The following is a 15,459-nucleotide window of genomic DNA, read 5'->3' as shown; positions in this document are numbered from 1 at the left end:
TGTCGTCTCCCCCTCTATTGCATGTCAGTTATGACGTTCGACAAGCAGAGGCTGTAGCTGTTGCCCTCTTAGAGCTGCTTCGCATGCTTCCAAGACCAAATCCATTCTGGCAACAAGTGAATTAGGCTTCTGCACAGGGTTATCTTGGCCGAACGGTACGAAATAAATATGTTTAGCTACTAGAAGCTTCGCTATATTAGCAGCATTTAAACCAAGTCCATCATTTGTTGATATGGCAAGCACCAAAGGACGACCGTTGCGCATTTGCGCCTTGGCAGCCATCAGTACGGCGCTATCGGTTATTGCATTCGCTAGTCTGCTTGTTGTATTTCCAGTGCATGGAGCGATTACTAGAACATCAAGCAGCTTAGATGGCCCTAGCGGTTCCGCCTGCACGATCGTTGAAATAAGCTCATTTCCCGTAATAGCCTTTAACTGTGTCTGCCAATCCTCGGATTTTCCAAACCTGGTATCCGTAGTCATAAGCGTATTCGAAACGATCGGCACTACGTTCGCACCCGCATCGACGAACCGCTTAATTTCAGGCATGACTTCCGCAAACGTACAATGAGAGCCAGACAAAGCGTAACCTACTGTAATTCCAGACCAATTCATATCCCATTCCCCCGCTTAATCGTATCGTCCAAAATCAACTGTGATAAGCAATCCGCTATGATACGTCCAGCTGTTTTCGGTGCAACGATACCGGGTAGTCCGGGTGCAAGCATCGCTTTAATTCCCCGCTTCTCTGCAAAGCGGAAATCTGTTCCGCCAGGCTTAGATGCGAGGTCGATTATTACGGCCCGCGAAGGTAAATTTGCGATAATTTGTGCTGTGACTATCATAGTCGGAATTGTATTAAAAAGCAAGTCAATATTGCTTACATGCTGCAACAAACCGCTGATGTAGAAAGGCTCGAACCCCATTTCAGTAGCACGCGCAAAGTGCTCTGAACGTCGTACGCCAACCTTCACCTTTGACCCTAATCCTTGAAGCGTTCGTGCCATCGTAAACCCAGTTCGACCTAATCCGAGCACCATCGAGGACGATCCGTGAATCGTAATATCCGTATTTTGTATGGCCATCATAAGCGCACCTTCCGCTGTTGGAATGGAGTTGTATATGGCCACATCATCGCGCTCAAACAGCTCGACTAACGACAATCCATTTTGTTCGCAAAGCTGTTTCAAATAAGGCTTCGCCATACCGGTATAAACTGTGCAGTGCTTTGGCAGCTTTGCAAAATGTACATCAGTCACTTGCATTTGACGATCGCTAAAAACAGCATGAATAATCCCCTGATCATCTGTTCCTACAACAGGCAACAGCAGCGCATCCACGTTTTCAAACAGCTGCTCTTCAAATTCCGCTTGTACAGCGCCGTCCAACGACGAATGTAAGCCGTCAAAACCAGATACCGTGACCGAAGCGTCCAGTTCTGTCAGCTTTCGTATGACCTCCAATTGTCTTGCGTCCCCACCCAGCAATAGCACTTGAACACCTGTAAGCATCAGGCTTCACTCCTTTCTTGCTACTAGCTCTAGATCATCTTATGCTTGCGCCCAGAGCGGGGTGAAAAAATAAAAAAAAGATCGAGGAAAATCCCCGATCTTTACATTAATAACGAATATATTCAGTTCACTTAAACACCTGTATGGCCAAATCCACCCGCACCGCGTACCGTTTCCGGCAATTCATCCGCTTCCACAATGGATACCGCGGGAATCTGCTGGAATACCATCTGTGCAATTCTTTCACCGCGTGTAATCGTAAAAGGCTCCTGTCCTAAATTAACGAGCAGCACTTTTACCTCGCCGCGGTAATCAGCATCAATCGTACCCGGTGTATTCAGGCAAGTAATTCCATGCTTGTAGGCAAGACCGCTGCGCGGTCTTATTTGCGCCTCCAGTTGCCCTGGCATCGCCATAGCAAAGCCAGTCGGAATGAGCATACGCTCACCTGGTTGAAGCACTACCGGCTCGTTAACTGCTGCTTGCAAATCAAAGCCTGCAGCCCATTCAGACATTTTACGCGGAATAGCGATATCTTCATTTCCTTCTAAACGTTTAAACATTACTTGATACAAGTTGGTTCCTCCTTAATTGCGCTGCTGCTTTGTCGTTCGAGCCTACCATCGCAACCGCGAAAGGAACAGAAAGCATCCGCCCAGTCACTTCATGCACATCCGACATTTTTACGGAATCAATACGCTTGAGCAGCTCATCTAATGTCTGATGCTTCCCAAGCATCAGCTCGTTTTTACCAAGACGATTCATTCTGCTGCTTGTGCTTTCAAGACTCAAAATCAAACTGCCCTTCAATTGCTCCTTGCCGCGGTGCAGCTCATCTTCACCAAGTCCTTTGACAGACAGCTCATGCAGCATCTCCATCGTCAAATCGAGAACATCTTTTGTTTGTTTCGGAGCCGTGCCTGCATAGATCGTGAATAAGCCTGAGTCCGCGTAAGACGTATGGTAAGAATACACGGAATAAGCTAAGCCGCGTTTTTCTCTAATTTCTTGGAACAGCCTCGAACTCATTCCTCCGCCAAGCGCGTTGTTTAACAATATCATGGCATACAGCTTAGAATCTGTTATAGAGCAGCCTGGGAACGAAATACACAAATGGTTTTGTTCCGTTTTCTTTTTGAAAAATAAGTAGTCACTGTGGAACGAAGGAACCTCTCCTACCGCGATCTCTGGTTTATTATTTGAAAATCCACCGAGGTGCTTCTCTAGCAGTGCGATCAAGCTGGTTTCCTCCACATTGCCGGCTACACTAATAACGGTATTCTCAATCGTATAACAATCATCCATATATTGACGAAGTGTATCCGAGCCCATTCCTGTCAAAATATCTTCAAGACCTAAAATCGAATATGCCAGCGGATGGTCACCATAAGCAGCTCGTGAAGCCTCATCATGAACCTTGTCATCAGGCGTATCTTCATACATCGATATTTCTTCTAAAATAACATTTTTCTCTTTAGCGAGCTCTTCGCTATCGAGCTGAGAATTGAAAAACATATCTGACAGCGCATCAACCGCAATTGGCAAATGCTCATCCAGCACCTTTGCGAAATAACAAGTATATTCCTTAGAGGTAAAAGCGTTCACGTTACCCCCGATTCCATCAAATAAATCTGCAATATCCTTTGCAGTACGTTTCTCCGTACCTTTAAACAGCATATGTTCAATGAAATGTGAAATTCCGTTATTTTGCGGCGTTTCATAACGCGAGCCTGTTTTGACCCAAATGCCGAATGAAACGGACCTTACTGTCGGAATATATTCAACGACGACGCGTAAACCATTGCTAAGTGTGTATTTGTTCACTAAGTATCCTCCTACGACATGAATGCTTTCACTATATCAGAATAAGTTCGCTCCCTCAACAGCGACTGGTACTCGCGCTGATGAAAGAGTATCGCTTACCGTTCCTATCACATAACCCTTTGCTTTCGCTGACTTAATCATACCTGCAAGCGCATCCCGTGAGGAAGCGGTTGGATGCATTAGAATTAATGCTCCAGGCTCCAGCCTGGATGATATTTTTCTTACGATGGAATCTGCTGAAGGCTTCATCCAGTCAACCGTATCTATCGTCCATAATACTGTTTTTAACCCTTGCTCCGCTGCTATGTGAACAGTAGCTTGATTATATGATCCCGAAGGTGGGGCAAACCATTTATTATCCACGTTCAAAATTGATTTCAATAACGCTTCGGTTTTAGCTATTTGCTCATATGCGGCTTGTCGGCCTAGCTGTTTCATATCCGGATGAGAATAAGCATGATTGGACATTTCATGACCTGCAGCTTGTATTTGCTTAGCAACATCAGGGTATTTCTTGAGCCAGCTTCCATCCAAGAAAAAGGTTGCCTTCACATGCTCACTCTCAAGCGTCTTTAAAATTGGTTCTATGTATTCATTTCCCCATGCTACATTTATCATGAACGAAATCATCTTCTTATTCGGATTACCGCGAAAAATCTCATGAGGTCCTACGTCATCCAGAGTGATTTTAGGTTCAACTTCTTTATAGACATAATGTATATCCCTTGTTGGTGATCTTAAAGTAGCTGCAAGTGTTTTTTCTACATCGACTTCTAAGCCGTTATAGCCAGGAACCGCTTTCCAAATACGGTCTAGACTAGCGTTAATAGGTTCAATTCTTCGTTTCTCAGCTTCCTCGGAAATCAAGATCAACATCTTTTTCTTCTCGGGCTCTGAATAGTTAATTGCAGCAGAAGCTTGCTGAGTTACATTGAATTTTAGAGCTGTAATAAAACCTAACACATCTTCATTCATGCGTACGAAAACGAGCAACATTAGCATGGTCACTGCAATCGTCGCAGCTTTTCGCATGTTCATAATCTCCACTCCCACTGAGGCCGTTCGCATTCCCTTATTCAGGGATCGCGTTTATCCATACATATGAGAAATGGGACGAGATTATGCAAGCGGAAACTATATTGAAAAACAAAAAGAGACAGATCAGATCTGACTCTTTCTACATGGCTTGCTATTGTTGCCTGTCAAATCCCCGCCTATTACTGCGGAGATGCTTCAGGGGTCATAAGAACTTTAGCAGATAAATTTATTCTGCCCTGCTGATCGATCTCGGTTACTTTAACCTTGATTTGGTCACCGATATTAACTACGTCCTCTGTCTTAGCAACACGTTCGTTTGAAAGCTGCGAAATATGAACAAGACCATCCTTGTTTGGTAATATTTCAACAAAAGCACCAAACTTCTCTACACGTTTAACCGTACCGAGATAGATTTCGCCAATAACTACTTCCTTCACGATGCCTTCGATAATTGACTTAGCCTTTTGGTTCATCTCTTCGTTTGAAGAAGCAATGAATACCATGCCATCTTGCTCAATATCGATCTTAACGCCAGTTTCTTCGATAATTTTGTTGATGATTTTGCCGCCCGCGCCAATAACGTCACGGATCTTATCCGGATTAATCCGAAGTGTCAAAATCTTCGGTGCATATTTAGAAAGGTTTGTCCGTGATACCGGCAAGCTTTCAAGCATTTTTCCTAAAATGTGGATTCGGCCTTGGCGAGCTTGTTCAAGCGCTTGTTTCAAAATATCACGGTTAATTCCGGCAATTTTGATATCCATTTGAATAGCTGTAACACCTTCAGCAGTACCCGCTACCTTGAAATCCATATCCCCAAGATGATCTTCCATCCCTTGGATATCAGACAAGATCGCAAAATGGTCACCATCTTTAATTAGACCCATTGCAATGCCTGCAACCGGTGCTTTAATCGGAACTCCAGCATCCATCATTGCAAGTGTACTCGCACAAATACTAGCTTGTGAAGAAGAACCATTTGATTCTAACACTTCAGACACAAGACGAATCGTATAAGGGAATTCTGCTTCAGAAGGAATTACTTTAGATAATGCGCGTTCACCTAGAGCACCATGACCAATTTCGCGGCGGCCTGGAGGACGAAGCGGACGAGCTTCACCAACGCTGAAAGGCGGGAAGTTGTAATGATGCATGAAACGCTTCGTTTCTTCTAATGAAATACCGTCCAAAATTTGAACGTCACCCATAGCGCCAAGCGTACAAATACTTAGTGTTTGAGTTTGACCGCGTGTGAATAAGCCAGATCCGTGTGTGCGCGGTAGAAGCGCGACATCACAATCAATTGGACGGATTTCTTCCAATGAACGACCATCAGGACGGATTTTATCATGTGAAATAAGTCGACGGACTTCTTCTTTGACTATATCATATAGTGCATCTTTCACATCGGAAAGCAATTCAGGCGTATCCGCGTATTGCAATTCGAAGTGAGCTGCAGCTTCACTGTTTACCGCGTCAATTGCATCTTGACGGGCATGCTTTTCTTCGACTTTAATAGCTTGGACTAGTTTCTCTGAAGCAAATGCGCGAACGTCCGCATTTACTTGCTCGTTTATCATTTGAAGCTTAACTTCCATTTTCGGTTTACCCGCAATGGCTTGCAGCTCTTCAATCTTAACGATAATCTTTTTAATTTCTTCATGTCCGAACATGATCGCTTCAAGCATAACCTCTTCAGACACTTCATTTGCTTCCGCTTCTACCATCATAATGGCATCTTTAGTTCCGGCAACCACGACGAATATATCCGTTTGCTGCTCTTGATCAACTGTTGGGTTAATAATAAATTGACCGTCAACACGACCGACGCTAACACCGCCAATTGGTCCATCAAAAGGAACATCTGAAATCGTGAGCGCAGCTGATGTACCGATCATAGCCGCAATTTCAGGAGGACAGTCTTGATCAACACTCATTACAATGTTCATAACTTGTACATCGTTCCGGAAGCCTTCCGGGAACAACGGACGAATAGGCCTGTCCGTAAGTCGGCTAGACAAAATCGCCTTTTCACTTGGACGGCCTTCACGTTTAATAAATCCTCCCGGGATTTTACCAACGGCGTATAAACGTTCCTCATAGTTTACTGTCAACGGGAAAAAGTCCAAATCCTTCGGTCCCGCAGATGCTGTAACTGTACACAATACAACTGTATCGCCGTACTGAACCTTTACCGCAGCGTTGGCTTGCTTCGCAAGACGACCTGTTTCAATCGACAGCGGTCTTCCGCCTACTGTCATCTCAATTCGTTGCACCATTATATCCCTCCTATATGTAGCTTCAATATCTCCAAAATATATCGCACTGCAGATTTAGCAGTTTTTTCTGAGTCTTTTCATATTACAAAAAGCAACCCGAATCCGCGTATCCGTTATTCCCGGACGGCAGGACAGCCAGGTTGCTTTTCATTTCGCAAGTTCTATCGGCGAAGGCCGAGTCTTTCGATCAATGCGCTGTAACGTCTAATATCGTTGTTTTTCAGGTATGCAAGCAGCTTACGACGCTGACCTACCATCTTGAGCAAACCACGACGGGAATGGTGATCTTTCTTGTGCTCCCGCAAATGCTGTGTCAAGTTAACGATGTTTTCAGTCAGGATAGCGACTTGAACTTCCGGAGAACCTGTATCAGTTGCATGAGTCTTATGCGTCTCAATCAGTTCTTGTTTACGTTCTTGTGTAATTGCCATCCTCATTCACCTCCTTCTAAATAATCGCCATTAGCCTCGCCGCCGCCGGTGAGATCGGACAACCAAGCTAAGGTTCAGTATGCGGCTAGTACACACAATATGTATGTCTAATCACAACGTTGTAAAGTATAACACATAGGCTAGGTGGTTGTCGAGTCTAACCGTATATTAGATATTCTCGTTCACCTATATCATACAACTAGTTCAGAACAACTCACACACGTTCGGATACCTGTCTGGCCTGTATGGAATCTAATTCTATTTGTTTGACAAGCTCATCTATAGAGTTGAACTTCTTCTCCGTACGAATAAATGAACGGAATTGAATGAGCAGCTCTTCTCCGTAGATATCACTGTTAAAGTCAAATAAGTGAGCTTCCATAACTGGCTTGACATCAAGCTTGTTGAAAGTAGGCTTCATGCCATGATTCAATACCCCTGCGTATGCCTTGTCTCCCAGCCAAGCTGTAATCGCGTAAACGCCAAGTTTAGGAGCTACATAGGGATGTTTAAATTCAAGATTAGCGGTAGGGAAACCGATGGTTCTACCCCTACCGTCTCCGTGAATTACAGTACCTATTACTTCATAGGGTCTGCCCAGCAAGCGCTCAGCCATTTCTAAGTCTCCTTGCACGAGTGACTCCCGTATATAGGTACTGCTCACCTTCTTATTATTTTCATACAAAGGCTCAATAACATGAACTTTAATATCCGGAGCACCGAGCTCCGTAAGTTGCACAGTGTTTCCTAAGCCACGGTATCCGAAGGTGAAATCAAAGCCTACAACAACCTGCTCTGCATGAAGAGTACGCAGCACATCGTTTACAAAGCCTTCCGGCGAAACAGCGGATATAGAAGAATCAAAGCGCATAACGAATACGAGATCTACGCCAAGCTCTTCGAAAAGTTTGACCTTCACGTCCAAAGGGGTCAAGCAGCAATAATATTGATCGCCTTGACCAAGTACTTCCTTCGGATGAGGATCAAACGTCATAACCGCTGCCAGCATATTAGTCTCTCTCGCCGCTTCAACAGCGCGACGAATGACGTTTTGATGTCCGCGATGAACACCGTCAAAATGACCAATAGCTATAGAAAGCGGCTTGTCTAGCGTTAAGGTAGACAAACCGTTTAATGGGTAACTTAAAGGTATAATTTCCACCGCTGACACACCTGCATTTCCTCTTTAACTACATTGCTAAGCTCGCTTAATCTGTAAAAACCTTTATTGGCTTGAAAACAGACAATCTTGTGTCAATTTGATAGATACCAAGAAAAGTATTATCGTCATTATAAAACCGAACAAGTTGTCCATCCGCGCTTTTCGGAAAATTCTGAACCGCATGTGACAAACTAACTCTTTGACCCTGCAGTGCCAGCTTTCCGATAGCCATAGGCACAACAGCTTTATCAAAATGCGCTATCGCATCGTCAGCTGCGATAAGATGCTCATGTAATTGTCCGGATTGCTGTAGTTGCTCGATTTGCTCGAGTGTCAAGCAGCTTTCCTTCGTAATTCCGGCTGACATCGTACGCGTTAACGTAGCCATTGCAGCTGGTACACCGAGCGCCTTCCCTATATCTACACATAGTGTGCGAATATAAGTTCCTTTCGAGCAAACAACCGAAAATGAGATTGTAGGCTGTTCAAGATCTAGCTGTGTTTCGATTAAATTTAATTCATAAATCGTAACCGTTCTAGACTTGCGTTCAACCGTTATTCCTTCTCTAGCAAGATCATATAGACGCTTGCCATCGATTTTGATTGCAGAATACATTGGAGGAACTTGGTCGATTTGACCTATAAAACGTTGTAGGACTTCTTGAATCTCTGCTTCTGTAACTTTTACAGCAGCTTGACTCTCGATTACTTTCCCAGTCAAATCTTCTGTATCTGTTGCAATACCAAGCTGTAATACCGCTTCGTATGCTTTCGGGCGTTCTTGCAAGTATTCTACCACTCTTGTGGCGCGTCCAAGACATAACGGTAATACGCCCGTTACCATTGGATCAAGCGTACCGGTATGTCCAATTCGCTTCATCTTCAGCAGTCGTCGAGCTTTCGCAACCACATCGTGGGAAGTCCAGCCTTCCGGCTTCCAAACTGCCAAAATGCCGTCCATCGTCTAAACCAACGCCTTTCTTACTGCTTCCACTAATTGTTGAATAGCATCCTCTAATGGCCCTTCTAAACGGCATCCTGCTGCTCTAACATGACCACCACCGCCAAAAGATTGTGCGATAGCCGCTACATCCGCTTTGCCCGCAGATCGTAAGCTTGCCTTCACAGCGCCATCGTCGGCTTCTTTGAATAAAATGCCGACCTCAACACCATCAACATTCAAAGCGTAATTGACTATGCCCTCCAGATCTTCAGACACGGCTCCAGTGTCACGCAAGTCATCCTTTCCAATAAACACCCAGCCTATCTCTAGGTTGGATGAAAAAGTAAGGCGATTTAAAGCGGTTTGAAGCAGCTTGAGCTTTGCCATTGTCATTTTCTCAAGCAAGTGGTCAGCCAATTCATTACCCGAAACGCCTATTGCAAGCAATCGAGAAGCTATCTCCATTACTCGCGGACTTGTATTCGAATAACGGAAGCCGCCTGTATCGGTTAGAAGCCCTGTATATATAGCTGTCCCGCAATTCAAGTCAAGTGGAAGGCCTGCTCTCTCGATCAAATCAAAAAGGATTTCAACCGTTGCGGCTGCTTCCGATCGAATAACATTTACAGTGCCAAACCCATTGTTTGTCGGGTGGTGATCGATATTAAGCAGCTTTGCTCCAGGAGCAAAGCTGCTTGATACTTCTCCAATCCGACGAAAATCTGCGCAATCTACTGCGATAATTGCATCATATTTCCGATCTGAAGACGTTTGTTTATAGTTAACAATCGTATCGAACTGATGAATATAGCTCAGTCTAGAAGGCAAATCACCCTCGTTGATAAGCACAGCTGATTTCCCAAGCTGCTGAAGCAGCCAACCTACAGCTACAGTAGAGCTGATTGCATCGCCGTCCGGTTGTACATGAGATACGACAAGAAAATTATCCGTGCTTTTCACAAAGGCTAACGCATCATCTAACTGCTTCAAATAGCTGAAGTCAGCGATCATCGAGCTTCATTCCCGTTGTTAATTCGTTCAAGCAACGCTTCTATTCTGCTGCCATACTCGATGCTGCTATCAAATTTAAATAACAACACTGGCGTGTGACGAAGTCGCATTCTTTTGCCAAGCTCAGTACGGATAAAACCAGTACCGCTAGCTAGTGCTTTAAGTGTCGCTTCCTTCTGCTCTTCACTTCCGAGCACGCTCAAATATACTTTTGCTTGAGACAGATCACTTGTTGTTTCAACACCAGTGACGGTAATGAAACCAATTCGCGGATCTTTTAATTCGGTTTGAATAATTTGGCTCAGCTCTTTTTTAATTTGTTCGCCGACCCGTCCTACTCGAATTTTTGCCATACTACATTCACCTCTCTACCGTTTCCATGACAAACGCTTCGATTATGTCGCCTTCTTTCAAATCGTTGAAGCGGTCAAGCGTAATACCGCACTCATAGCCTTGCGCGACTTCTTTGGCGTCATCTTTGAAGCGTTTGAGGGATTCAATCTTACCAGTGAATACTACAACACCGCCACGAATTAGACGAGCTTCAGCTGAGCGCGTAATTTTACCGGAAGTTACCATTGAACCGGCGATTGCGCCAACCTTAGTTACTTTAAATACGTTACGTACTTCAGCTTGACCAATAACAACCTCTTTGTAAATCGGATCAAGCATACCCTTCATTGCTTGCTCAATTTCATCGATGACGTTGTAAATGATGCGGTGCATCCGTACGTCAACTTTCTCTTGAGCGATCGTTGCTTCAGCTTGTGGATCAGGACGAACGTTAAAGCCGATTACGATAGCATTTGAAGCGGAAGCAAGAATAATATCCGATTCTGTAATCGCGCCTGCGCCGCTGTGAATAATTTTAACTCTGACACCTTCAATGTCAATTTTAGCAAGTGAGCCTTTAAGTGCTTCTGCTGAACCTTGAACGTCTGATTTAATAATTACGTTCAAGTCTTTAATTTCACCATCTTTGATGTGGCTATACAAATCTTCAAGTGTTACTCGAGTATTGGCACCCATTTCCGATTCGCGGTGTTTAATGGCACGACGGTCAGCAATTGCACGCGCTTTACGCTCATCCTCGAATACCATGAACGGATCGCCTGCTTGAGGAACTTCTGTTAAACCAGTAATTTCTACAGGAGTAGAAGGACCTGCTTCTTTTAAACGACGTCCCTTATCGTTAACCATTGCTCTAATACGACCGAAGCAATTACCAGCAACGAAAGCATCGCCAATTTTGAGAGTACCGTGTTGGACAAGGATACGAGCAACTGGGCCTTTTCCTTTATCTAGTTCTGCTTCAATAACTGTTGCGCGCGCCCGTTTGTTCGGGTTAGCTTTGTAGTCATTCATTTCAGCAACTAGCAAGATCATTTCCAACAAGCCTTCTAGTCCAATCCGCTGCTTCGCAGATACTTCTACGAATATCGTATCGCCGCCCCATTCTTCTGGAACCAGCTCATATTCGGTCATTTCTTGCTTAATTTTATCTACATTTGCTTCCGGTTTATCGATTTTGTTAACTGCTACGATAATCGGAACGCCTGCAGCTTTAGCATGGCTAATCGCTTCAACTGTTTGCGGCATGATGCCGTCATCAGCAGCTACGACTATAATTGTAATATCAGTAACCTGAGCTCCCCGAGCACGCATTAGAGTAAACGCTTCGTGACCAGGAGTATCTAAGAAAGTGATTTTTTTATGGTTAATTTCTACTTGATACGCACCAATATGCTGCGTGATGCCTCCAGCTTCGCCACCTGTAACATTCGTTTGACGAATTGCATCAAGCAAAGTCGTCTTACCGTGATCGACGTGACCCATAATAGTTACAACTGGTGGACGAGTTAGCAAGTCTGCATCTTCATCTGATTCTTCAACCGTTTCGAATGAATCCTCTTCGACTGGAATCTTCACTTCAACCTCAACGCCATAGTCTGACGCGATCAAATGGATAGCATCCATATCGATTTCTTGGTTGATTGTAGCCATTACACCTAAGAAGATCAGTTTTTTGATAACTTCTGATGCATCCTTATGCAATAATTTAGCCATTTCACCGACTGTCATTGTTCCGCGAACGATGATTTTCTTCGGCGTATTATCAATTTTCTCACGAGCAGGCTGCTGTTGGAATCTTCCGCCGCGGCCTTTAGGACCACGATTGTTGTTGCCTTTGTAGCCGCCGCCCTTACCATCTTCAAACCGTTTTTGGTTCGATCTTGGTTTATTCGCATCGTCTGTTCTACGCGCTTGGCCGCCTTGAGCCGGCTTAGAATCAAATGAACGGTTTGGTCCTTGTTGTGCTGGACGGTTAGCTCCATCTTGACGAGGAGCGCTTGGACGGGTGCTCGTTGAGCTTCCTTGTCCGCTTGGTCCGTTTTGACTATTGCGATTTTGTCCAGATGAAGCTGGACGGTTGCCTTGCCCGCCTTGTCCTTGTCCAGGACGACTCGAATTGCTATTGGTGGATTGCGGACGATTGCTTTGTCCTTGTGCCGGACGATTCGAGTTTGAACTGGATTGTGCTGGACGATTACTTGATTGTTGAGCAGGTCTTACGTCAGTTTGCTGTTGAGTCGATTGTGGTTTTGTATTATTCGTATTAATAGAATTCATTGGCCCCTGTCTGTCTTGAGTTAAGTTTTTATTTGCTTGCACTTGTTGTGGTTTCGAATTTCGATCCTGTTCACTTTGCTGAGTCGGTTGCGGCCGATTAACAGCAGATTGAGCGGAAGATACCGTTACGTTAGTTGTTTCCTGCGCACGTTTTGCAGCGGCATTTGCTTTAATATTGCGAAAAAAACCTTCAACCTTATTTACCATTTCATTTTCCATTACGCTCATATGGTTATTGACTGGCAAATCAAGTCGTTTAAGAATCGTAATAATTTCTTTGCTGCTCATATTGAGTGATTTAGCGTACTCATACACGCGCAACTTTTCCTTATTATTTTCCTTGCCGTCTGGTTTATTGTTCAATATTATCCACCTCCGTATTTTGGCTCAGATGACTCGCAATCATTTTTCCGAATTGCGCATCGGTAACCGCTAGTACAACCCGTTCTGGCTTACCAATCGCCTTTCCTAGTTGATCACGGTCGAATGCTTCGGCGAGTCGTATTCCGTAGGTGTTGCATTTATCTCGAAATTTCTTCTTCGTATTAGGCGAAGCGTCAGCAGCTACTACTACTAGATATGCTTGCTTGCTTCTTACCGCCTTTAGAACAATTTCATCGCCTGTAATAAGTTTCCCGGCCCTCATAGCCATTCCAAGCTGTGAAAGGGTTTTATTCTGCTTCATCGCTTATCAACTCCTTACCAGCGATGAATTGCTCCTCTACCGATACGAAGTCTTGCTCGAGCTGATCATAGATATGCTCTCCGACCTGCTGCTTTAACGCTCGATCAAGTGCTTTTGTTTTCTTCGCTAATTTGAAGCAACTTACTTTGCCGCATAAATAAGCGCCGCGACCCGCTTTCTTGCCTGTCAGGTCAATCTGAACTTCTCCGGACGGTGTCCGAACAATCCGAATGAGCTCCTTCTTCGGCATCATTTCTTGACAAGCGACGCATTTGCGAAGTGGTACTTTTCTCGGTTTCACCGTACACCCCTCCTTTGCCAGTTGAATGACATTACTCCAATTTGTTAATCGATAGAAACCGAGTCCTGATGCATAACCGTCGTTAACGATTTAGGACGGCCATATTCCTGCTCAGCCTGTGTCTCGCTCTTAATATCGATTTTCCAGCCAGTCAGTTTTGCAGCAAGCCGCGCATTTTGACCTTTAATGCCGATCGCGAGTGATAGCTGGTAATCAGGTACGATTACTCTTGCCATCTTCTCCTGCTCGAACACGATTACTTCCAACACTTTAGACGGGCTAAGCGCGTTCGCCACATATTCATCTACGCTTTCAGACCAACGTACGATATCGATCTTCTCGCCCTTTAGCTCGTTTACGATCGTCTGAACGCGCATTCCCTTTTGACCGACACAAGATCCAACAGGATCGACCTCAGAGTTGCGTGAATGAACAGCAATTTTAGACCGGAAACCTGCTTCGCGTGCTACCGAACGAATTTCTACAACACCGTCATAAATTTCTGGAACCTCTAGCTCGAATAAACGTTTTAATAGACCGGGATGTGTGCGGGATAAAATAATCTGCGGTCCTTTAGTCGTGTTTTCAACTTTTGTGATATACGACTTCACTCGATCGCCATGCTTAAATTTATCCGTAGGCATCAGCTCAGTTAGCGGCAATACAGCCTCTACCTTACCTAAATCCACAAACAGATTGCGAACATCCTGACGTTGAACAATCCCGTTTACAATATCTTCTTCTTTATCAATAAAGGCATTGTAAATGAGACCGCGCTCTGCTTCGCGAATTCGCTGCGTAACGACCTGCTTAGCAGTTTGAGCTGCGATACGACCGAAATCGCGAGGCGTTACTTCAATTTCTGCTATATCGTCCAGTTGATAGTGCGGGTTTACTTCACGTGATGCTTCGACTGTAATTTCGAGCCTTGGATCAAGCACCTCATCGACTACCGTTTTGCGGGCGTATACTTTGATGACGCCTGTATGACGATTAATATCAACTCTTACATTTTGTGCTGTATTAAAATTACGTTTATAGCTTGAGATAAGCGCGGCCTCTATAGCTTCTAGGAGTACGTCTTTGGTGATTCCCTTATCTCTTTCGATTTCCAATAACGCTTCAATGAAGTCCATGCTCATCGGAACGAAATTCCCCCTTTCAATAATAAAAAACAAGTATTAGAACACGATTGCCATTCGAGCGCCAGCTATTTTAGCGTAAGGAATCGTATGCTCTTTTTTGCCTACGCGAACAACTACGTTCTCCCCGTCAAATGAAAGTAGCAGCCCTTCAAAGTCTTTAGCGCCGCTGATCGGTTCATATGTCGTTATGTAAACGTGTTTGCCGATCGCTTTATGCACATCTTCGGGCTTCTTCAGCGGTCTTTCCGCGCCTGGTGAAGATACCTCTAAAAAGTAAGCATCTGTAATCGGATCGTTCTCATCCAATTGCTCGCTCATAAATTCGCTGATACGGCCGCAATCATCAATATCGATGCCGCCTTCTTTATCTACGAAAACTCTTAGGAAATAATTGCTTCCCTCTTTGACGTACTCAATATCAACCAGTTCAAATCCATTATTGCTGAGAAATGGCTGTACCATTTGCTCAACGACGGTTTTGATGTTGGATGTACTCAA

Annotated in this window: 16 protein-coding genes; all 16 read right to left on the bottom strand. The window is 44.4% G+C overall.

The genetic code is table 11. The annotated features are described in order from the left end of the window. Window positions 1–24 precede the first annotated feature (24 nt). Window positions 25–615: a dipicolinate synthase subunit B gene (locus tag AC0YN7_RS03590; RefSeq protein ID WP_475808588.1), complete on the bottom strand. Its 591-nt coding sequence runs from the start codon at window positions 613–615 to the stop codon at window positions 25–27. Next, window positions 612–1,511 (bottom strand): dipicolinate synthase subunit DpsA, encoded by a 900-nt coding sequence (gene dpsA / locus AC0YN7_RS03585; RefSeq protein ID WP_475808587.1) that lies wholly within the window; start codon window positions 1,509–1,511, stop codon window positions 612–614. Before dpsA ends, AC0YN7_RS03590 begins: the two co-directional genes overlap by 4 nt. A 131-nt stretch (window positions 1,512–1,642) precedes the next feature. After that, a complete protein-coding gene (gene dut / locus AC0YN7_RS03580; RefSeq protein ID WP_475809098.1) occupies window positions 1,643–2,074 on the bottom strand; it encodes a dUTP diphosphatase in 432 nt (143 codons plus the stop codon). Continuing rightward, window positions 2,067–3,335 (bottom strand): M16 family metallopeptidase, encoded by a 1,269-nt coding sequence (locus tag AC0YN7_RS03575; protein WP_475808586.1) that lies wholly within the window; start codon window positions 3,333–3,335, stop codon window positions 2,067–2,069. The genes dut and AC0YN7_RS03575 overlap by 8 nt, the downstream gene beginning before the upstream one ends. Before the next feature lie 36 nt (window positions 3,336–3,371). Next, entirely contained in the window at window positions 3,372–4,373 is a 1,002-nt protein-coding gene (locus AC0YN7_RS03570; RefSeq protein WP_475808585.1) for a polysaccharide deacetylase family protein, read from the bottom strand. 179 nt (window positions 4,374–4,552) lie between these two features. Continuing rightward, a complete protein-coding gene (gene pnp / locus AC0YN7_RS03565) occupies window positions 4,553–6,652 on the bottom strand; it encodes a polyribonucleotide nucleotidyltransferase (RefSeq protein WP_475808584.1) in 2,100 nt (699 codons plus the stop codon). A gap of 161 nt (window positions 6,653–6,813) precedes the next feature. Continuing rightward, a complete protein-coding gene (gene rpsO, locus AC0YN7_RS03560; RefSeq protein WP_475809097.1) occupies window positions 6,814–7,083 on the bottom strand; it encodes a 30S ribosomal protein S15 in 270 nt (89 codons plus the stop codon). 214 nt (window positions 7,084–7,297) lie between these two features. After that, window positions 7,298–8,254, bottom strand: coding sequence for a bifunctional riboflavin kinase/FAD synthetase (locus AC0YN7_RS03555; protein WP_475808583.1), 957 nt, complete (start codon window positions 8,252–8,254; stop codon window positions 7,298–7,300). A 37-nt stretch (window positions 8,255–8,291) separates the two neighbouring features. Beyond that, window positions 8,292–9,206 carry a tRNA pseudouridine(55) synthase TruB gene (truB, locus tag AC0YN7_RS03550; RefSeq protein ID WP_475808582.1) on the bottom strand — a complete coding sequence of 305 codons (915 nt, stop codon included), beginning with the start codon at window positions 9,204–9,206 and terminating at the stop codon, window positions 8,292–8,294. Between the two features lie 3 nt (window positions 9,207–9,209). After that, window positions 9,210–10,199: a DHH family phosphoesterase gene (locus tag AC0YN7_RS03545; RefSeq protein WP_475808581.1), complete on the bottom strand. Its 990-nt coding sequence runs from the start codon at window positions 10,197–10,199 to the stop codon at window positions 9,210–9,212. Then, complete coding sequence (gene rbfA / locus AC0YN7_RS03540) at window positions 10,196–10,552, bottom strand: 30S ribosome-binding factor RbfA (protein WP_475808580.1); 357 nt, start codon at window positions 10,550–10,552, stop codon at window positions 10,196–10,198. Before rbfA ends, AC0YN7_RS03545 begins: the two co-directional genes overlap by 4 nt. A gap of 7 nt (window positions 10,553–10,559) precedes the next feature. Next, entirely contained in the window at window positions 10,560–13,193 is a 2,634-nt protein-coding gene (gene infB / locus AC0YN7_RS03535; RefSeq protein ID WP_475808579.1) for a translation initiation factor IF-2, read from the bottom strand. Continuing rightward, window positions 13,183–13,515: a L7Ae/L30e/S12e/Gadd45 family ribosomal protein gene (locus tag AC0YN7_RS03530; protein ID WP_475808578.1), complete on the bottom strand. Its 333-nt coding sequence runs from the start codon at window positions 13,513–13,515 to the stop codon at window positions 13,183–13,185. The genes infB and AC0YN7_RS03530 overlap by 11 nt, the downstream gene beginning before the upstream one ends. Continuing rightward, window positions 13,502–13,816 (bottom strand): RNase P modulator RnpM, encoded by a 315-nt coding sequence (gene rnpM / locus AC0YN7_RS03525; RefSeq protein ID WP_475808577.1) that lies wholly within the window; start codon window positions 13,814–13,816, stop codon window positions 13,502–13,504. The genes AC0YN7_RS03530 and rnpM overlap by 14 nt, the downstream gene beginning before the upstream one ends. Window positions 13,817–13,860: 44 nt before the next feature. Beyond that, window positions 13,861–14,958: a transcription termination factor NusA gene (gene nusA / locus AC0YN7_RS03520; RefSeq protein ID WP_475808576.1), complete on the bottom strand. Its 1,098-nt coding sequence runs from the start codon at window positions 14,956–14,958 to the stop codon at window positions 13,861–13,863. 39 nt (window positions 14,959–14,997) lie between these two features. Then, complete coding sequence (rimP, locus tag AC0YN7_RS03515) at window positions 14,998–15,459, bottom strand: ribosome maturation factor RimP (RefSeq protein WP_475808575.1); 462 nt, start codon at window positions 15,457–15,459, stop codon at window positions 14,998–15,000.

This window comes from Paenibacillus sp. J31R122 (genome assembly GCF_056269185.1).
This window is presented reverse-complemented; position numbering and strand designations above follow the sequence as displayed.